Source organism: Achromobacter mucicolens (genome assembly GCF_902859725.1).
GTDB classification, from domain to species: Bacteria; Pseudomonadota; Gammaproteobacteria; order Burkholderiales; family Burkholderiaceae_B; genus Achromobacter; species Achromobacter mucicolens.
Genome location: NZ_CADIJP010000011.1, coordinates 214,466 through 233,350 on the forward strand (window position 1 = coordinate 214,466; position 18,885 = coordinate 233,350).

The following is an 18,885-nucleotide window of genomic DNA, read 5'->3' on the forward strand; positions in this document are numbered from 1 at the left end:
GTTGCCCGCCCGGGGCTTAAGTCTGGCGTTTCCGTGCCGTTACATTTCTCAAGGAAACCCGGCCGGGCGGGCGAACATGCCGCACGGCCGCCAAGAGGAAGACACGCCATGACATCCGTTGCCTCCGTAGGCGCCGTGACCACGATCGGCCTGACGCCGCCTGCCACGGGCGTGACCCGCGCGGGCGATTCGCCCGGGATTGCTGCGGCGCCGGCCTCCACGACAGTGACGCTGGGGCAGGGCACATCCCCCGCGCTGACCTATACGCCGCAGCCGGCTGCGACGGGCGTCGTCTGGGAGCACGAGGCGTCGGACAAGGTGTCGGCCGTCATGGCCGAAACACTCTCGGCCCGCACGCTGGCTGGCCGGCTTGAGGGCGTGGCCTCGGCGCTGCTGGAGCGTTTCACGACCGATGGCGGCAATTACCTGCAATCGGCGCGGATGCTGCCGGGCGCCGGACAGGTGGGCGCCCTGGGTGCCGTGCAGACCGGTTCGGCCGGTCAACCCGAAGACGCGTACACGCTGCGCATCACCACCGCCAGCGGGGTGAAGGTGGAGGTGGGCCTGCGCAACAGTGCGGACGGTCTGGAAGTGCAGATCGACGTGGCCGAGGGCGAGCTTTCGGAAACCGAGCGCAAGGCGATTGCGGGTCTGTCCAAGGCGTTCCAGGACGCGGTGGATGGCCTGGCGTCGGTGCCGCCGCGCATGGCGTGGTCCAGCCTGGCCAAGTTCGATACTGCCGTGCTGTCGTCGGTCTCGCTGCAAGCCACGACCACGGCCAATGGCGTCATCTCGCAATCCGTCGAGTTTTCCGCAGACAGCAAGCAGCGCTCGCTGGCCATCAAGAGCGCCGACGGCGTGGTGAAGGTCGACGTCGACGTGAGCAAGTCCGCGCTCTTTGGCAACGCCCAGCAGCGCGCGGCGGCCGTCAGCGACTACTTGCAGCAATTCGACGCCGCGCGCACGCGTGGCCGGGGCAACGAGGCAATGATGTCGCTGTTCAAGGACGCCTTCGCCGAACTGCACCAGAGCTACGAAGCGGGCGCCGCGCCCTCCAGCCAGGCGCCTCGCATCGCTGCGGCCGGCTACACGTACCGCAGCCTGCTGTCGGGCGTGGCGGACTTCTCGGCCTCGATCTCGCAGAATGGCGACGCGAGCAATCCGTACAAGACCAGTGAAGTCGACCAGTTCACGTATCAGGTCTCGCAAAGCAGCAGCGTGAGCGGCCGGCCGTTGTTCGATCTGGGCGTCAGCCAGGAGCAGCGCGCCAATCTGTCCGCCAGTTATCACACCGCGCTGGCGCCGCAGCAGACGCTGGACTTGACGCGCGACAAGGATTCGCAAAACTATCGGTTCTTTCAAATCAGGGACGAGGTCAGGAGCCAGACCAGCATCCGCTACGAAGCGGGCATGCTGGCCGAGGCGAACCTGACGCACACGCGCAATCTGTCGACCCGCATGCAGGCCTACGTGAAGGGCGAGCTGATCGAAGACACCCTTACGCCGGTGCTTGAGACCACCACGCGCGACCTGATGTCGCTGGTGCGTTCGGCAGAGCTGGAACCGTCGGAAAGCGAGCGGCTGCAACGCCGCGATCCGGCCGCCGCGGACGCGTTGCTGCTGAGCAAGCACCTGGCGCTGGCGCGTGCCGTGGCCAGGGACCGGCAGCCTTAATCCAGGGCGCAGCCGCGCGCTTACTTGAACAGCGCGGCGTTTTCTTCCAGCACGGCATCGGCGCATTGCGCGTCCAGATTGCCGCCCGGCGCCCCGGCCACGCCAATGGCGCCGATCACGCTGTTGCCGGCCTTGATCGGCACGCCGCCGCCCAGCAGCAGAAAGCCCGGAATGTCGGTCAGGTTGGCCGCGCCGGGATTCTTCTGCGCGTTTTCCATCATGGTGAGCGTGGGCGTCTTGGCCGACACGGCCGTGAAGGCCTTGGCGCGGCTGGCTTCGATGGTGTGCGGGCCAGCGTTGTCGGCGCGCGCAAACGCCTTGAGCAGGCCGGCGCGGTCCACGACGGCGGCGCTGACGTTGTAGCCCTTGGCCTGGCAGGCGGCGACAGTGGCAGTCGCCAGCTTCTGTGCGTCGGCCATCGACAGGTTGCTCTCGCTCAGCACGGCGGCATGGGCGGCGCCGGCAAAAGCCAGCGTGGAAATCAGGGCGGCAAGCGAAAGCTTCTTCATGGTCTGCATCCTTTGTCAGGTGTTGCGGTAGGAGCAGACAGTGTGGCCAAAAGGCCGCCAACCCGGTATACGCCCGACTACGCGCACGCCTCCGTAGCGCTACGGAGGCGCATCAGTCGAGCAGGGTCGCGTATTGGCGGATCAGCTGCGCGAGCGATTCGGCTTCCAGCTTCGCAAAGACGTTGGCGCGGTAGGTTTCGACCGTGCGCGGCGACAGGTCGAACTCGCGCGCGATTTCCTTGTTGCTCATGCCGCGCACGATGCGCGCCAGCACCTCGTGTTCGCGCGCGGACAGACGCGCCAGGCGGTCCGCCGCCGCCTGCGTGACGGCCAGGCGTTCACGGCTGGCGATGTGCGTGCGCACGGCCGCCTGCACCGCATCCAGAAAGACATCGTCGTCGACCGGCTTCTGCAGAAACTCCATGGCGCCACCCTTGAATGCACGGCGGCAAAGGTCCACGTTGGCGTGCCCTGTCAGCATGACGACGGGCAGGTCGGACCGGTCGGCAAGCTGGGCAAGCACGTCCAGGCCGCTGATGCCGGGCATGCGGATGTCCAGCACAACGCAGCCAATCACGGGCTGCGCCAGGGCATCCAGAAACGCCATTGGGTCGGCGTAGCCCGCGCTGCGCAAGCCGACGCTGCGCAACAGCAGTCCAAGGCCATCGCGAACCGCGTCGTCGTCATCGACCAGGTACACGAGCGGGGAATGGTCGTTGGGATTCATGCGGCGGCTCCGGCTTGCGGCAGGCTGACGGTGAAGCAGGCGCCGGCGGGGCTGAGGTTGCGCGCGGCGATGCGGCCGTCCATCGACCCGGCCAAGGTATCGCACAGGGCAAGACCCAGGCCCATGCCCTGGTCGCGGGTGGTGTAGAACGGCGTGAACAGGCGCGGCATGGCGTCCGCGGCGATGCCCGGGCCGGTGTCGCTGACGCTGAACTGGTACTGGCCGTCCACCACGCGGCCTTCCAGGGCGATCTTGCGCGCGCCGGTGGCGCCATCCAGTGCGTCCGCCGCGTTCTGCACGAGGTTGTGCAGGATCTGTTCGAGGGCCACGCGGTCACCCAGCGGGCGCGCGCCGGGACTGGCGTTGGTCCAGGTCAGCCGAATGCCTTGTCTAGCCAGCTCCGGTTCGCGCAGGAAGCGAAGCGACGCGATCATCGCATCCGGATCGATCGCTTCGCGCCGGGCGGGGGAACTGGGCTGCACCAGCGCGCGCATGCGGCTGATGATGTCGGCGGCGCGCTTGGCTTGCTCGGCGCTGGCCAGCAGCGCATGGCGCACGGCGGGGCGCTCGTCCTCGTCATCGAGCAGGCGCTGGGCGGCACGGGTTTGCGCCAGGATGGCGGTCAGCGGCTGATTGAGTTCATGGGCGATGCCAGCGGCCATTTCACCCAGCGTGCTCAGGCGCGCCATGGCCGAAAGCCGCACCTGCTCCTGCTGCCGGCGCGCTTCGGCGCGCGAGCGTTGCCACGCGGCGGCGCCGGCCACCAGAAGGCCGCTGGCCGCGGCCCACCCAAGCCAGAGGGCCCAGGGCCAGGATGCGGGCGTCAGCGTGCGCGTGCTGCGCATCTGGAACGGCTGGCTGGCTGCGCCCAGCGGCTTTTGCAGCGTCAGTGTCCAGCCGGCCAGTGACGCCTCGGGTTGCTTATCCAGAAGGGGTAGCGGCTTTCGGTCCACCGTAAGGGTCAGATTGCCCAGGCCCGGGGGAAAGTCAGCGGCCGGCACGAGGTGGCGCGCGTCGATCAGCAGGCTCCACCCCGACGGGGACACCAGCCAGTAGCGCGCGTCGTCCACGGCGATGGTGACGGGGCGGTCCAGTTGGCGCGCGCGTTGCACCGCTGCAGTCAGGCCGGTGGGCTCCGGCAGGCTGCCCGACCACACGCCGCCCGGCAGATAGCCCAGGCCCAGAAGCTGGGGCATGGCGGGCTGCAGGCTGGGAAAAAGACGCTCGGGGGCGGGCGGATGCGACAGCGCGGCCAGCGTGGCGAGGACGGCTTCGTGCTGCACCGTCTTCTGGCTCAGCATGCGCTGGGCGATGCTGGTGCTTTGGAAGAAGCGCTCGTACTGATCCGCGTATTCCTGGCGCGCGATCCAGATTGCGCCCAGACAGAAGAGGACCAGCCAGCAGAGAAAGGCGCGCGCGCGGGATAGGGGATTCACGCCGGCCATTATGCCTTGCGGCAAACCCGCGCCGGAATCCGTAGGGCTACGGAGGCTCAGGCGGCCAGCCTGTGCGTGCCGGCGGGCTGGGAGTTGGCGGAAACAGCCATCTGATACAGCGCGGCCACCAGATCGGATTGCGTCACCAGCCCCTGCAGGTGGCGGCCCTCATCCAATACGGGCACGCAATGCAGGCTGTCCGACATTGGCCGGGCCAGCTCGATCACGGGCAGGCCCGGCGTGGCGAAAGGCACTTCGCTGCGCATGCAGTCGGCCACCAGCAGATCGGGCGTGAAGGCGGCATCCGTGGCGACGGGCGCCGGGCGGCTCTTGCGCGCCAGCACATCGCCCTGAGCAATCATGCCCGCGTAGCGGCCCGCCGAATCCAGCACCGGCAGCGCCTGCAAACGGTGCTTGTCAAAGAGCCGCACCGCGTAGTCCAGCGGGTCCTTTTCCAAGACGGTCACCACGTCGCGCGACATGATGTCGGCGCATCGCACGTCGCCAAAGCGGCGCACGCTGGCGCGCAGTTCGGCGGCGAGCACGATGTCTTCCAGATCTTCCTTGCTGATGTCCAGCAGCTCGCCGCGCTGGCTCAGCGCCTCGTCAAGGTCGGCGCGCGAAAAGCCCAGCCGCGCGCTGGGGATGGGGTCGCGCGTGTGGTGACCGGCGGCCGGTTCGGCGTGGCGGCGGGGGTAGTTGCGTTTGAGCGCGCCGTTGAAGACCACGGCGATGGCAAGAAGAATGACCGAATTCAGCGCCACGGGCCACAGCGCGAAACCGTACCCGAGCTTCGCGACGGCCGGTCCCCCCAGCACGGCGGTCAGCGCGACGGCGCCGCTGGGCGGATGCAGGCAGCGCAGGGAAAACATGGCGCCGATCGCCAGCGCTACGGCGACGGCGGCGGCAACGCCGGGCAGGGGAATGAATTGCGCGCAGAACACGCCGATCAGGGCCGACACGAGGTTGCCGGCCATCAACGACCAGGGCTGGGCGAGCGGACTGGCAGGCGCGGCGAACAGCAGCACCGCCGATGCGCCCATCGGCGCAATGAACCACGGATTGTCCGCGCCCAGCGCGTGACGTCCCACCCACTCGGTGCAGAACAGGCCAAGCAGGGCGCCGACCGCGCCGTACAGTTTTTCGCGTCCGTTGACGCCCACGGGCGCTGGCGCGAACGAGCCCAGCCAGCGCTTGATTGCAACACCCAAGACAATCTCTCCTCGCGACGCATTGATATGTCGCGGGGCGACAATTTATCACGAGGCGCATTACCTGACGGCATGAGCTTATGCCGGACAAGCGTGAAGGAGGGGGATCAGTCCTTGCCGTTGTCGGCGCCCATGCGCGCCAGCAATCGCGTCAGAAGCGGACGCATGGCGTGCAGTTCTTCGAGATGTGAGGCAGAGAGGTTTTCCAGCATGCGCTCGCCCTTGGCGGTCAGCACGACCTCGACGCGGCGGCCGTCTTCGGGGTCGGCTTCGCGGCTGACCAGATCCAGCCGGGCCAGACGCCCCACCAGTTCGGCCGCGGTGTGTGGGCGGATCAGCAGGCGGTCGGCAATTTCACCGACGTAGAGGCCCCGGCGTCCGGGAGCGCCTTTGCGCGTGCCCTTGATGGCCAGCAACGCCTGATGCTGCTGCGGCATCAGGTCCAGGCCCGCGGCCGCGCTTTCACTGAACGCCGCGAATTTTCGCAACGCATAGCGAAAGTCCGCGAGCAGTTCGTAGTCGGCGGGAGACAGGCGAGTGGGTGTCTTGGAGGCGTTCACCGCGCGATTCTAATATATGTCGTGTTACGATATAGATGACTTTTCGCAAACTCCGCGCGAATACTTCCCAAATTGCTTCGACCATGCCTTCCATTTCCTCTTCCGCCCGGCCCGGACTGCGGCTCGGCGACTTCACCACGGACCGGCGCGTCGTCCTGTTGATGGGCCTTGCCATTCCGGTCGGCCTGGCCAGCGTCGCGGCCGCCTGGATCCTGCTGCGCCTGATCGCACTTTGCACGAACCTGGCCTATCACGGCCTGTTTTCCTTCGCCGACCTGCCCATCACCACCGGCCGTCTCGGGTGGGGATCGGTGGCCATCCCGGTGATCGGCTGCCTCATCATCGGCCTCATGGCGCGCTACGGCTCAGAAAAGATCCGCGGCCACGGCATCCCCGAAGCCATGGAAGCCATTCTGATCGGCAAGAGCCGGATCCAGCCGAAGGTGGCGGTGCTAAAGCCCGTGTCGTCGGCGGTGTCCATCGGCACGGGCGGCCCGTTCGGCGCCGAAGGACCCATCATCATGACGGGCGGTGCGATCGGGTCGCTGCTGGCGCAGACCATCCACCTGGACGACGGCGAACGCAAGACGCTCCTGGTCGCCGGCGCGGCGGCCGGCATGACGGCCATCTTTGGAACGCCCCTGGCCGCGGTGTTGCTGGCGGTCGAACTGCTGCTCTTCGAATGGAAGCCGCGCAGTTTCCTGCCCGTGGCGGTGGCCGCGCTGGTGGCGGCTGCAACGCGCGCTTTCGTCATGGAGCCCGGCCCGATCTTTGCGTATGCCGGCACGTTTGCCTTCACGCCGTGGCATCTGGTGGCGTGCGCCGCGGTCGGCGTGCTGGCGGGCCTTGGATCCGGCGTGCTTACGTCGCTGGTGTATGCGGCCGAAGACCTGTTCGAGAAGCTGCCCATCCACTGGATGTGGTGGCCGGCCATCGGCGGACTGGCCATCGGCATCGGCGGCCTGATCGAGCCCGCCGCGCTGGGCGTGGGCTATGACAACATCCGCCACATGCTGGCGGGCGATCTGGCGTTCCAGGCGGTGCTGGTGCTGCTGGTGGTCAAGGTTGCGATCTGGTCTATTGCGCTTGGGTCGGGCACGTCCGGCGGCGTGCTGGCCCCGCTGCTGATCTTTGGCGGCGCGTTGGGCGCGCTGGCGTCGCCCGTGCTGCCGCAGGCCGACCCGGGGTTCTGGGCCCTGGTGGGCATGGCGGCGATGATGGGCGGCACGATGCGCGCGCCGCTGACGGCAACGCTTTTTGCCGTGGAGCTGACCGGCAACCTGCAGGCGCTCTTGCCGGTGCTGTCGGCGTGCGTGTTTGCCTATGGCGTGACCGTCCTGCTGCTCAAGCGGTCGATCCTGACCGAGAAGATCGCACGCCGCGGCCACCATATCAGCCGCGAGTACCGTGTGGATCCCTTTGACCTCTTGCGCGTCGCCGACGTGATGACCAGCCCGGTGCAGACGCTGCCCGACACGATGACGGTGGCGCAGGCCGTGACGCATTTCACCACCGCGCAGCCCGTCCACACGAGCTATCCAGTGCTGGACGCGCAAGGTGTCGTGGTGGGCGAGGTCACGCGCGCCGACACGCTGGCGTGGGCATTGCAAGGCGAGCCGGATGACCGGACGCTGGCGCAGGCGATGGACGGGCGCGAACTGGTGTTCGGCCATCCGGATGAGCTGGCCAGCCAGATCGCCGACCGCATGGCGTTGTCCGGGGCGGGGCGCGTCCCGATCATCGACCGCGATTCCGGCCGGTTGGTGGGCATCGTGGGCCGTAAGGACCTGTTCCGCTCGCGCGCGCGCCGGTTGCGCGAGGAAAGCCAGCGGGCGGCGTTTTTCCGCCCGGCGGCGTCGGGCGCGCTGCGCAAGACGGGCTGAGGCGGTTCGATTACGCCGCCGCGGCCTTGCCGCCCGATGCGCGCAATTCCCACAACACGTCCAGCACGTGCTGCGTGGCCGCTTCCACTTGCCCGGCGCGATGCGCGATGCCCAATGGGCGCCACAAGGTGGGCCGAACCGGCCGCATGATGACGCGCGGATCGGGTTGCGGCGCGGTCGCCTCATGCGGCAACAAGGTCGCGCCATAACCGGCAGCCACCAGGCTCTTGATGGCGTCGTTGTAGTTCAACTGGATGCGCGCGCGGGGGTTCAGGCCGGCGGCCATGAACCATTCGCCCGTCAGCCGCGACAGGCGCGTGCTGGCGTCGTTCAGGATCAGCGGCCGCTCGGCCAGCCACGCGGGCGTGAGGCGCGCGGGCGCTTTCCAGGAAGCGGGCAGAAAGGCCATCACCGGATCGCGGCGCCACGGACGCAGCACGAGTCCCGTCATGGGCGGCTGTGGCAGCGCGACCAGTCCCACGTCCAGTGTTCCTTCGGCCAGCCTCAGCAGCGTCTCCTGCGAGGTCAGCACCGCCACCTGCACGTCGATGCCGGGATGATCGCGGCCCAGCGTTTCCAGGGCTTGCGGCAGCAGATGCGCGATGGCGCCGGTCGAGGCCCCGAGCCTCACGCGGCCGGCCAGCCCTTGAACCTGCCGCTGCACGTCGTCCAGCGCCTGGTCCGCCTCGGCGAGCAGGCGGCGCGCCCGTTCCAGCAACGTTTCGCCGATGGGCGTGGGCCTGACCTGACCGCGTTTGCGCGTCAGTAGCGGGGCGCCGACGCGGGCTTCCAGGTCTGACACGTGCAGGCTCACGGTGGGCGGCGCCAGGTGCAGCGCACGCGCGGCGTCGGCAAACGATCCGAGGTCGGCGATGGCCACGAGGGTGCGCAGACGGTCCAGGCTGATTTCGCGCATGAGGGATTCCGGGATGGGTTTCGGTGTTGGCGCCGGCGCGCCTGCAACGTTCAGGGAACCTGAATCAAACGGTCATGATATTCGACTTTTCTTATCTGACGGCGGGATCGAAGATGACGTTCATTCCTGAGCAGATCGGGCAACGCTGAACCATCCGGACCGCATCATGACCCAACCTCTAGTTTTCATCGACGGCGACCAGGGCACGACAGGCCTGCAGATCCACGAGCGGCTGCACGGCCGCACCGACCTGCGGTTGCTGACTTTGCCCGAGACCGACCGCAAGAATCCGCAGCGCCGCGCCGAGGCGATCAACGCCAGCGACGTTGCGATTCTCTGCCTGCCCGACGAACCGGCGCGGCAGGCCGCCGCCTCCGTCGTCAATCCCAAGGTCCGCATCATCGATGCCAGCTCCGCGCACCGCACGGACGCGGGCTGGGTCTATGGTTTTCCGGAAATGCGCGCGGGTCAGGCTGAGCGGATTGCGCACGCGCTGCGTGTCAGCAACCCTGGCTGCTATCCCACCGGCGCCATCGCGCTGCTGGGGCCGCTAGTGCAGGCCGGGCTGGTGCCCGCCGACTATCCGGCGGTCATCAACGCCGTGTCCGGCTATTCGGGCGGCGGGCGCGCCAGCGTCGATGCCTACGAAGGCCCGGAAGGCGCGCGCGGGCCCGCGTTCCAGGTCTACGGCCTGGGTTTGGCTCACAAGCACACGCCCGAGATCGAGCGGCATGCGGGCCTTACGCAGCGCCCAGTGTTCGTGCCGTCTTACGGCGCATTCCGCCAGGGCATCGTCCTGACCGTGCCGCTGCACTTGCGCCTGCTGCCCGCAGGCGTGGACGCCGCCGCGCTGCACGATTGTCTGCAACAGCACTACGCGGGCGCCGCCCACGTCCAAGTGGTGCCGCGCGACGAGGCGGCCACGCACGCGAACCTGGATCCCCAGGCGCTGAACGGCACGAACGACCTGCGGCTGGGCGTGTATGGCAATGCAGCGCACGGTCAGGTGCTGCTGACCGCCGTGTTCGACAACCTGGGCAAGGGCGCATCGGGCGCGGCAGTGCAGAATCTGGATCTGATGCTGGCCGCGATGCGGTGATGGGGCTCGTGCAAGCCGGGCAAGGCCATGCGGCCCTTGCCCGGCCGGTTTACTTGTCGAGCCAGGGCGCTTCCTTCCAGAGCTGGCGGAATTGCGCTTCGCCGGCCGACAGTTCCTTGGCGTATTCCGCTGGCGGCAGGTAGCGCAGCGGCGCAAACATCTCCCGGGCCTTGGCCTGGAATTGCGGGTCTTGCACCGTGTGCTGGACGGCCGAGACCAGCTTCGTGCGGACCTCGTCCGGCAAGCCCTTGGGTGCGGCCAGGCCGCGCAGCGAAGCCAGTTCGAAGTCGAACCCCTGTTCCGTGAAGGTGGGCACGTCGGGCAGCGCGGCAGACCGGGTATTGCCCATCTGTCCTAAAAAGCGCAGCGGCGTGCCGCCTTTCCGGTACTGAAGCGCCTCGCCCACGTTGATGGCGCCGATCGTGATCTCGCCGCTTGCCAATGCGCCGCGCACCTCGCCGGCGCCCTTGTACGGGATATGGCTCAGTTTGGTGCCTGACGTGCGTTCGAAGCGGAGCATGGCCAGGTGGTCGTCCGAGCCGGTGCCCGTGGTGCCGACGGTGACCTTGCCGGGATTCTGCTTTGCATAGGCAGCCAATTCCGCCAGGTTCTTGATCGGGTTGTCGTTCAGCACCGAGAACGCGCCCGGATCATCGATCAGGTTGCCGAGCAGATCGTAGCTTTGCCACGTGAAGTCCGTCTTGCGCTCGATGGGAATCGTCAGCAGATTCGGCGTGTTGATGAAGCCGATGGTGTAGCCGTCCGGCTGAGCGCGCGCCAGTTCCGCAAAGCCGATGGCGCCGCCCGCGCCCGGCCGGTTCAGCACCACGATGCGCGCGTCGCCGCCCAGGTACTTTTGCAGGAAGGGCGCCATCATCCGGGCGACCAGGTCGGTGCCGCCGCCCGGTCCGTAAGACACGATCAGGTTGATCGGCCGTTCGGGATAGCCGGCCGCCTGCGCGGCGCCGGAAAACAGGGCGGCGCCTGCAAGCAGGGTAGCCAGGGTGCGCAGCGTGCGGCGCTTGGTCTGTTGTTGCATGGTTGTCTCCTTTGGATGTTTTGGCGGTCACGGCCTGTCGCGTGCCTTGCGGCGCCGGCAGGCACGAATGCCGCGTTGTTATGTCAGGCTGGCAATGCGCTCGGCGGCCCGGGGCCAGACCTCCGGGTTGACGAGTTGCGGCGGCCGCTCGCCGCGCAGCATGGCGGCAAGCTGTGTTGCCGAGGAACGGGCGACGCTGCGGCGCGCTTCGTGCGTGACGCCCGCGGTGTGGAAGGTGGCCACGACGTTGTCCAATGCCAGCAGCGGGGCCGACCGGTCGGGCGGTTCCTGCTCCCACACGTCCAGCCCGGCGCCTCGCAGGTGTCCGCCCCGCAACGCGTCATGCAGCGCGCTTTCGTCATGAATGCCGCCGCGGGCAGTCGAGATGAACACCGCGCCGGGTTTCATCGCCGCAAAGGCGCGCGCGCCGAACAGACCGCGCGTGGTGGCGTCCAGCGGGCAATGCAGCGAGACGATATCGGACTGCGACAGCAGTTCGTCCAGCCCAACCGGTTCAGCGCCGCGAGCGCGGATGGTCACGGCATCCAGCAGCGGATCGTGGGCGATGACGCGCAGGCCAAAGCCTTGGGCAATGCGGGCCACGCAGGTGCCGATCTTGCCAATGCCCACCAGGCCGATGACCGCGCCGTGGATCTCGTGGCCCATCAGATCTTCGCGCGAAAAGCCGGTGTCATGGCGCAGGCGGTTATGAGATTCGACGATCCGGCGTTGCACGGCCAGCAGCAGCGCGTAGGTGTGTTCGGCCACGGACTCGGCGTTGCCGCCGGCCTGGTTCACGACAGCGATGCCGGCCGCTGTGCAGGCCGGCACATCGATGGTGTCGTAGCCCGCGCCGCCCGACGACACGCACACGAGGTCCGGGCACTGCGCGATCAATGATTCGCCGACAAACCACTGGCGCGGCAGCTCGTCCCTGGCCGCGGACACATGGTAGGCATGAGCGGATTTCAATCCGGCAAGCGTGCGGGCGTCGTCGCCCTTCGCGGGAAGCACCGACAATGCGATGCCGGGCGTGGCGCCGATGATTTCGTCAAATACAGGGTTCAGCCACAGGTCCAGGCGGACAAGCCGGGCGGGGCGGTCGTGCGGGGTGAATCCGGAATCCGGCATGTGGCCTAATCTCCAAGTCAGTCCGACTGGACTCTACGCCCGCCAAAAGGGGAGATAAAGCGAATAATTTTCTGCTTAATAGAACGCTTTTGTGAAACTGTGGGGACCCCCACGAAGGGGCGGTTGCGCTCATACCATCCCCGAGGGCGCATGAAAATCCAGGCAGGCCTCGGCGTGCGCGCGCAGCGTTTCCAACATGGGCCGCGTGTCGTCGCGGCGCCATTGGAAGGTATAGGTAAGCGGGCGCAGGGGCGCGAATCCGGGCAGCGGGTGCAAGTCGCCCCGGTCGATCAGGATGCGTGCCCATGCCGATGGCAGGAAACCCAGCCCCAGGCCTTGGCGAAGCATGGCCGCGATGCCGCCCCAACCGTTGCAGCACTGGTTGCGGCCGGGCGACACGCGCTGCTCGGTCAGCCAGTCGTCCAGGATGCGGATGGCGCCCGAGCTTTGCGGCAGGGTGATGAGCGTCAGGCCGGGCAGGTCGGCGGGGGTGAGCGTCTGGGGATTGGGGACGGCGCCGGCCGCGGCCACCCATTCGAACTGGGCGCTGCCGATTACGCGCGACGCGATCGACGGCCGGGACGAGGGGCCCGCGATGACGGCAAAGTCGAGTTCGCCTTCTTCCAGGCCGCGCTCGACCAGTTCGCCAACGCCCACGAAGGGCTCGACCAGCAGATCGGGATGGTCGAGTTGAATCACTTCAATCAGGCGGGCCATCCAGGTCAGCGACGTCAGCTCGCCCGCGCCAAACCGGCAGCGGCCCGAATAGCTGAGGTTGTTGCTGGCCTGCTGCATGAACTGGTCGGCGTTGCGCAGCAGATCCTTGGCGTGCGGCACCAGCTGTTCGCCCAGCGCGGTCAACGCGGCGCTGCGGGCGCTGCGGCTGAAGAGTTCGGCCCCGATGGATGATTCCAGTTCGCCAATCCGCTTGGACAACGACGAAACCGAAATATTCAGCCGGTTCGCGGCAATGGCGAAGTTCTTGCAGGTGGCGGCCCAGTAGAAGGCCTCGAGTTGCTTGAGCGTCATGAGAGGATGCAATCCGGCGGAGCAGGCTGGTGAGGGCGAATAAAAGTGTAGGGAACAAGATCAATAAAGTCACTTTATTCAAACTGCCGGCGCGCCTATAGTGCCCGCCAATACCGACAACGACAGGACGGCCGCTCGCTGGGCGAGCGACCAGAGGAGCCCACATGCCCGATCCGCTGCGCCGCATGCTCAGTCTGCACGACTTCGAAGCCGCCGCCAGAAAGCGGCTGCCCAAGCCCATCTATGCGTACGTATCGGGCGCGGTCGAGGACGGCCATTCGGAACGCGGCAACCGCGACGCGTTCGCCGAATATGGTTTTCTGCCCAAGGTGCTGGTGGATGTGTCGGCGCGAAGCACCCGGTGCACCGTGCTGGGCCGGGAATTCGCCGCGCCCGTGGGTGTGGCGCCCATGGGCATTTCGGCGATATCCGGTTACCGCGGCGATATCGTGATGGCCAAGGCGGCCGCGGATGCGGGCGTGCCCTGCATCATGAGCGGTTCGTCGCTGATCCGCCTGGAGACCGTGATGGAGCAGGCGCCGGCCACCTGGTTTCAGGCCTATCTGCCGGGCGACGACGCACAGATCGCCGCGCTCATCGATCGCGTGGCGGCGGCCGGCGTCGGCACGCTCGTCCTGACGGTCGACACGCCGGTGGCCGCGAATCGCGAGAACAACGTGCGCGCCGGGTTTTCGACGCCGCTGCGGCCAAGCCTGGGCCTTGCGTGGCAGGGGCTGACGCATCCCCGGTGGCTCTTCGGCACGTTCCTGCGCACGTTGTTGCGTCACGGCATGCCGCACTTCGAGAACAACTATGCGACCCGGGGTGCGCCAATCCTGTCGGCCAGCGTGTTGCGCGACTTCTCCGACCGCGGCCACCTGAACTGGGAGCACGTGGCCGCCATCCGCCGGCGCTGGCGGGGGCAGATGGTGCTTAAGGGTATTTTGCATCCCGATGATGCGCGGACGGCGCGCGCGCTGGGCATGGACGGCATCATCGTGTCCAACCACGGTGGCCGGCAGCTGGACGGCAGCGTGCCGCCGCTGCACGCCTTGCCCGCCATCGTGGACGCGGTGGGCGGCAGCATGGAAGTGATGCTGGACAGCGGCGTGCGGCGGGGAACGGACGTGATCAAGGCGTTGGCGCTGGGCGCGCGCTGCGTGTTCGTGGGGCGCCCGTTCAACTATGCGGCGACGGTCGCGGGGCAGCGCGGCGTGGCGCACGCGATTGCGCTGATCGCCGAGGAAGTCAAGCGCGACATGGGCCTGCTGGGCGTCGTGGATGTCAGGGAATTGAACGCCGAATTCCTGCAACGCGCTTCACGGCTTGCTGGACGCGGCGCGTAAGGCATCCAGACGCTGGGCCAACGTGGCGGCAGACAATTCGCCCACGCGCAGGTCCACCATCCGTCCACTCGCATCCAGGAATAGCGTTGCCGGCAGGCCGCGGTTGCTGAGCTGGCGGGACGCGTCGCTGGCCGGGTCCATCAGCACGTTTTGCAGCGCCGGGGCGTGCTGACGCAGGTATTGCGTGATCTCGGGCGGGGCTTCGCCCTGGTTCAAGAACACGAAATGCACGTCCGGGTAGGCGGCCTGCGCCGCTTCGAAAGCGGGCATCTCACGCCGGCACGGCGGGCACCAGCTTGCCCACAGATTGACGACGGTGGGCTTGCCTTGATAGGCGGACAGCGCCACCGGGGCGGCGTTCAGGTCCTGCAGACGAAGCTGGGCGAGCGCCGGCGGCGATTGATCCGGAGGCGCCAGCAGCCTGCCGCCAGCGAGCCAGGTGACCGTGGCCAGCGCCAGGGCGCCGATGACGGCGGGCCGGGGCGCGCGGCGGCGCAGCATGGCGACGACGGCATAGATCCAGGCGGCCGCCAGGCCCCACATGCCAGCCCAGCCGCCGTCGCGCACGTCCAGCACGGCCAAGGGGTTCAGTACGAACGGATCCCGGTATTGCCAGACAAAGCCCAGCCGCGCGGCCAGCAGACCCACGATCAGTGCGCCCCACAGCACGCCGGAGACGTCGGCGCGACGGCCATCCTGTCCCGTGCGGTTCAGCAGGTGCGCCGCGAGCAGTCCAACAAGGGCGGCGGCGGCCAGCACGGCGAGTTCGGCGGGGAAAACAAGCGGGCCAAGACGGATGGCGGGCGGCATGCAGGTTCCTGATGAGAGAAGCCCGCCAGCCTATCACGGCGCGCCCAGCCGGCAGGCTGGCGCGATCCAGCCCCGGATCGCGCCGGCACACCCTGGCGGGGAGGCTAAAATAGCGCTTCGCGGCTAAAAGCCAGCCAATCCGGCATTCTTCAATCCTGCGCCTGGCGCACCCCACAACGATGAAAAAACTGACTGCTGTACTTCTTGTGTCCGCAACCTCGCTGCTCACGGCCTGCGGTCCTGGCGACAACGCGCCCGCCGCGAGCGCCCAGGCGCCGGCCACGCCCAAGAAGGTTGTTGTCGGTCTGGACGACAATTTCCCGCCCATGGGATTTCGCGACGCCAGCAACCAGATCGTCGGTTTTGACATCGACATGGCCAAGGAAGCCAGCAAGCGCCTGGGCATCGAAGTGGAGTTCAAGCCCATCGACTGGAGCGCCAAGGAAGCCGAGCTGAACGGCAAGCGCGTCGACGTGCTGTGGAACGGCCTGACCATCACGGAAGAGCGCAAGAAGAACATCAGCTTCACCGCGCCCTACATGGCCAACCACCAGATCATCATCGTGGGCAACACCTCGCCCGTGAAGGTCAAGAATGACTTGGCCGGCAAGGTCGTCGGCGCGCAGGACGGCAGCAGCGCCACCGACGCCATCGCCAAGGATCCGGTTGCCGCCCAGATCAAGGAAGTGAAGAAGTTCGGCGACAACGTCACCGCGCTGATGGACCTGGCCGCGGGCCGTCTGGACGCCATCGTCGTCGACGAGGTCGTGGGCCGCTACCTCATCAGCAAGCGCGCCGGGGAATACCGCGTGCTGGAAGAGAACTTCGGCACGGAAGACTACGGCGTCGGCGTGCGCAAGGACGACACCGAACTCTTGGCCAAGCTGGACAAGACGCTGGATTCGATGAAGCAGGACGGCACCGCCGGCCGCATTGCCACGCAGTGGTTCGGCGCCAACATCATCAAGTAAACGAGAAAAGCGCCCGCGGCCCAACCGGCCGAGGCGCCTTTGCCGTTGCAGTTCGCAGCCCGCCGCGGCGCCGCAAGGCCAGGCGGGCTCGCCCATGATTCTCTCTTGCCCGCGCGGCGCGAACCCACTGCATGGACTACGTACTTTCCCTTCTGGGGCCCATGGCGCAAGGCGCGAAAGTGACCTTGACGCTGTTTTTCATCACGCTGGCGCTCGCCGTGCCGCTGGGCCTGGTGCTGGCCTTGGCGCGCATCTCGAAGTGGCCGCTGCTGAGCCGCGCCGTCAATGGCTATATCTGGCTGATGCGCGGCACGCCGCTGATGCTCCAGATGCTGTTCATCTATTTCGCGCTGCCGTTCGTGCCGGTGATCGGCATCCGGCTGCCCGACTTTCCGGCGGCCGTCGTGGCGTTTGCCCTGAACTACGCCGCGTATTTCGCCGAGATCTTCCGCGCCGGCATCCAGTCGGTGGACCGTGGCCAATACGAAGGCAGCAAGGTGCTGGGCATGACCTACCTGCAGACGCTGCGCCGCATCGTCCTGCCGCAGATGGTGCAGCGCGTGTTGCCCCCCATGAGCAACGAGACCATCACGCTGGTCAAGGACACCTCGCTCATCTACGTGCTGGCCCTCAATGACATCCTGCGCACCGCGCGCGGCATCGTGCAGCGCGACTTCACGACCACGCCGTTCCTGGTCGCCGCGGCTTTCTACCTGTTTATGACGCTGCTCCTGACGTGGTTCTTCCAGCACATGGAAAAGCGCTATGCCAAATATGACCAGTAATTCCCCGGCCGGGCTGAACACGCGCCCGGTCATGATCGAAGCCCGCCACATCGTCAAATCCTTCGGCGCGAACCGGGTACTCGACGACGTTTCGTTGACCCTGGAGCAGGGCGAGGTAGTCGCGGTGATCGGCCCGTCGGGCTCGGGCAAGAGCACGTTCCTGCGCTGCCTGAATCACCTTGAGACCATCGACGAAGGCAGCATCGTGGTGGAAGGCGAAACCATGGCAGCTGCCGTCACCGGCGCGCGCAGCCAATACGCCAGCGACGCCGACGTGCGCCGCATCTGCCGCAAGATGGGCATGGTGTTCCAGTCGTTCAACCTGTTCCCGCACATGACGGTGCTGCAGAACATCATCGAGGCGCCCATCACCGTAAAGGGCATGACCCGCGCCCAGATCGTGCCCAAGGCAGAAGAACTGCTGCGCAAGGTCGGACTTCTGAACAAGCGCGACAACTATCCCACGCGCCTGTCCGGCGGCCAGAAGCAGCGCGTCGCCATTGCCCGCGCGCTGGCCATGGAGCCCGACATCATGCTGTTCGACGAGCCCACCTCGGCGCTGGACCCGGAACTGACCGGCGAAGTGCTGCGCACCATGAAGCAATTGGCCGACGAACGCATGACCATGCTGGTCGTGACCCACGAAATGGGCTTCGCGCGCGAAGTGGCGCATCGCGTCATCTTCATGGACGACGGTCGCATCGTCGAGCAAGCGCCCTCGGCCACGTTCTTCGCCGCGCCACAGCATGCGCGCAGCCGGGAGTTTCTGGCGCATATGCTTTGATTGATCGGCCTGGCTGTTGCGCTGCGCCACGGAAGCCGAGCATATCCGCGGTGTGCCACGCCCAAGTTCGGGATAAATGGCATATTTAAGAAGCTTTTGATGTACACGTTTCAGATGCGCGAGCACGATCACGGCGATCGTCCTCGGGTGCAGCAGGCGGGAAGCTGGGGCGCTTCCTGCCGTGGCGCGCGGCGGATGCCCATCCAATAGCGGCCGCCTCAGCAATAACGTCTTTCGAGCGGGGCCGCAGCCACCGGAGCGCCGCGTGCCCGCCCAATCCCGTCCGATTTCTCTGTTTATCGTTGGCACCAATGGTGGGCAAGCCAGCGCACTTCAGCTCGACGTTTCACTGTCACCGCGTTCTGGACCGCAGTCATGAACCAGGTGTCATTGGAAGAGCTGCTATCGCAGGCAGTCGATGTCGCGCGCCGTACCCGACGGGACGAGGCGCCCAGCCCGTGCGTCGACTGCAAGTCCGAAGTTGGCATTCTTCCGCTGCGCTATGCCGTGGTGACCAGCGAAGATCCGGAAACGCTTGGCGCGCTGGCGCCGGAACTGCCTCGCAATCTCGGCCTGGGGTTGCCCGCGTTGCAAGCCAAAGGCGTCCGCTACGCCGTGCGCGCCATGCGCCAGGGTTGCCTGTACGCGTTCATCAAGCGCTTCGGAAAATGGAATTGCGAAAGCGCGTGGCGAGCGACAGGGACAGGGGTGTTCTCCCCATTCAGGCCTTACTCGCCAGATTTGCAGTACGCGCCCGAACCGCGCCGCCTGCTCGGATATGGCGGCTGGACCATTCTATTCAAGGCCCCGGAAGACATCCAGGAAGCGCGCCTGCTGTTCACTCCGGACGTGCTTACCGAGCGCATGCTCGACAAGTTGCGCGATACCGATTCGTTGCGCAACAAGCTGCAGGCATTCGACATCAAGGAAATCGCCAGCAGCTGCTCGTTTGCTCCCGACGTGCTCGACATGTCT

18 protein-coding genes are annotated in these 18,885 nt (G+C 67.0%); 8 read left to right on the forward strand and 10 right to left on the reverse strand.

The genetic code is table 11. From position 1 onward, the window contains the following. Nucleotides 1–108 precede the first annotated feature (108 nt). On the forward strand, nt 109–1,674 hold the full coding sequence (locus HV786_RS16325; protein ID WP_128828318.1) for a hypothetical protein: 1,566 nt from the start codon (nt 109–111) through the stop codon (nt 1,672–1,674). A gap of 20 nt (nt 1,675–1,694) precedes the next feature. Here HV786_RS16325 and HV786_RS16330 read toward each other — a convergent pair whose 3' ends face one another. The 5 genes from HV786_RS16330 to HV786_RS16350 all read right to left on the reverse strand — a co-directional run bounded on the left by HV786_RS16330 (nt 1,695) and on the right by HV786_RS16350 (nt 6,117). Next, nucleotides 1,695–2,183 carry a GlcG/HbpS family heme-binding protein gene (locus HV786_RS16330; RefSeq protein ID WP_056318547.1) on the reverse strand — a complete coding sequence of 163 codons (489 nt, stop codon included), beginning with the start codon at nt 2,181–2,183 and terminating at the stop codon, nt 1,695–1,697. A gap of 112 nt (nt 2,184–2,295) precedes the next feature. Beyond that, nucleotides 2,296–2,910, reverse strand: coding sequence for a response regulator transcription factor (locus HV786_RS16335; protein WP_062840131.1), 615 nt, complete (start codon nt 2,908–2,910; stop codon nt 2,296–2,298). After that, the gene (locus HV786_RS16340; protein ID WP_175211273.1) at nt 2,907–4,346 is read right to left on the reverse strand and encodes a sensor histidine kinase; all 1,440 of its coding nucleotides are present in this window, start codon (nt 4,344–4,346) and stop codon (nt 2,907–2,909) included. Before HV786_RS16340 ends, HV786_RS16335 begins: the two co-directional genes overlap by 4 nt. A gap of 56 nt (nt 4,347–4,402) precedes the next feature. Beyond that, nucleotides 4,403–5,557, reverse strand: coding sequence for an HPP family protein (locus HV786_RS16345; RefSeq protein ID WP_128827185.1), 1,155 nt, complete (start codon nt 5,555–5,557; stop codon nt 4,403–4,405). Nucleotides 5,558–5,664: 107 nt separating this feature from the next. Next, nucleotides 5,665–6,117: a MarR family winged helix-turn-helix transcriptional regulator gene (locus HV786_RS16350; protein WP_128828319.1), complete on the reverse strand. Its 453-nt coding sequence runs from the start codon at nt 6,115–6,117 to the stop codon at nt 5,665–5,667. 83 nt (nt 6,118–6,200) lie between these two features. Between HV786_RS16350 and HV786_RS16355 the strand changes: the two genes are divergently transcribed. Next, entirely contained in the window at nt 6,201–8,000 is a 1,800-nt protein-coding gene (locus HV786_RS16355) for a chloride channel protein (protein ID WP_128828320.1), read from the forward strand. Between the two features lie 10 nt (nt 8,001–8,010). Here HV786_RS16355 and HV786_RS16360 read toward each other — a convergent pair whose 3' ends face one another. Then, complete coding sequence (locus HV786_RS16360) at nt 8,011–8,916, reverse strand: LysR family transcriptional regulator (RefSeq protein WP_128828321.1); 906 nt, start codon at nt 8,914–8,916, stop codon at nt 8,011–8,013. A 166-nt stretch (nt 8,917–9,082) separates the two neighbouring features. Between HV786_RS16360 and argC the strand changes: the two genes are divergently transcribed. Next, nucleotides 9,083–10,015: an N-acetyl-gamma-glutamyl-phosphate reductase gene (gene argC, locus HV786_RS16365; RefSeq protein ID WP_128828322.1), complete on the forward strand. Its 933-nt coding sequence runs from the start codon at nt 9,083–9,085 to the stop codon at nt 10,013–10,015. A gap of 49 nt (nt 10,016–10,064) precedes the next feature. Here the strand turns inward: argC and HV786_RS16370 are convergent, their stop codons facing one another. From HV786_RS16370 to HV786_RS16380, 3 genes are all read right to left on the reverse strand, one after another. Beyond that, the gene (locus HV786_RS16370) at nt 10,065–11,054 is read right to left on the reverse strand and encodes a tripartite tricarboxylate transporter substrate binding protein (RefSeq protein WP_128828323.1); all 990 of its coding nucleotides are present in this window, start codon (nt 11,052–11,054) and stop codon (nt 10,065–10,067) included. Nucleotides 11,055–11,132: 78 nt separating this feature from the next. Further along, the gene (locus HV786_RS16375) at nt 11,133–12,185 is read right to left on the reverse strand and encodes a hydroxyacid dehydrogenase (protein WP_128828324.1); all 1,053 of its coding nucleotides are present in this window, start codon (nt 12,183–12,185) and stop codon (nt 11,133–11,135) included. 129 nt (nt 12,186–12,314) lie between these two features. Beyond that, nucleotides 12,315–13,214 carry a LysR family transcriptional regulator gene (locus tag HV786_RS16380; RefSeq protein WP_175211275.1) on the reverse strand — a complete coding sequence of 300 codons (900 nt, stop codon included), beginning with the start codon at nt 13,212–13,214 and terminating at the stop codon, nt 12,315–12,317. A gap of 164 nt (nt 13,215–13,378) precedes the next feature. Here HV786_RS16380 and HV786_RS16385 point away from each other — a divergent pair, with 164 nt between their 5' ends. Further along, entirely contained in the window at nt 13,379–14,560 is a 1,182-nt protein-coding gene (locus HV786_RS16385) for an alpha-hydroxy acid oxidase (RefSeq protein WP_128828325.1), read from the forward strand. Here HV786_RS16385 and HV786_RS16390 read toward each other — a convergent pair. Further along, a complete protein-coding gene (locus HV786_RS16390) occupies nt 14,534–15,370 on the reverse strand; it encodes a TlpA disulfide reductase family protein (protein WP_175211277.1) in 837 nt (278 codons plus the stop codon). The two genes, HV786_RS16385 and HV786_RS16390, sit on opposite strands and share 27 nt — an antisense overlap. A gap of 179 nt (nt 15,371–15,549) precedes the next feature. On the opposite strand from HV786_RS16390, the gene HV786_RS16395 reads away from it, so the two are divergent. From HV786_RS16395 to HV786_RS16410, 4 genes are all read left to right on the forward strand, one after another. Beyond that, nucleotides 15,550–16,341, forward strand: coding sequence for an amino acid ABC transporter substrate-binding protein (locus tag HV786_RS16395; RefSeq protein ID WP_128828326.1), 792 nt, complete (start codon nt 15,550–15,552; stop codon nt 16,339–16,341). A gap of 131 nt (nt 16,342–16,472) precedes the next feature. After that, complete coding sequence (locus tag HV786_RS16400) at nt 16,473–17,126, forward strand: amino acid ABC transporter permease (RefSeq protein ID WP_128828327.1); 654 nt, start codon at nt 16,473–16,475, stop codon at nt 17,124–17,126. Between the two features lie 31 nt (nt 17,127–17,157). Next, nucleotides 17,158–17,910, forward strand: a complete 753-nt coding sequence (locus HV786_RS16405; RefSeq protein ID WP_128828444.1) for an amino acid ABC transporter ATP-binding protein — start codon at nt 17,158–17,160, stop codon at nt 17,908–17,910. A 375-nt stretch (nt 17,911–18,285) separates the two neighbouring features. Then, nucleotides 18,286–18,885 (forward strand): toxin VasX (locus HV786_RS16410; RefSeq protein ID WP_217472114.1); only part of this gene is annotated, 600 nt, incomplete at its 3' end.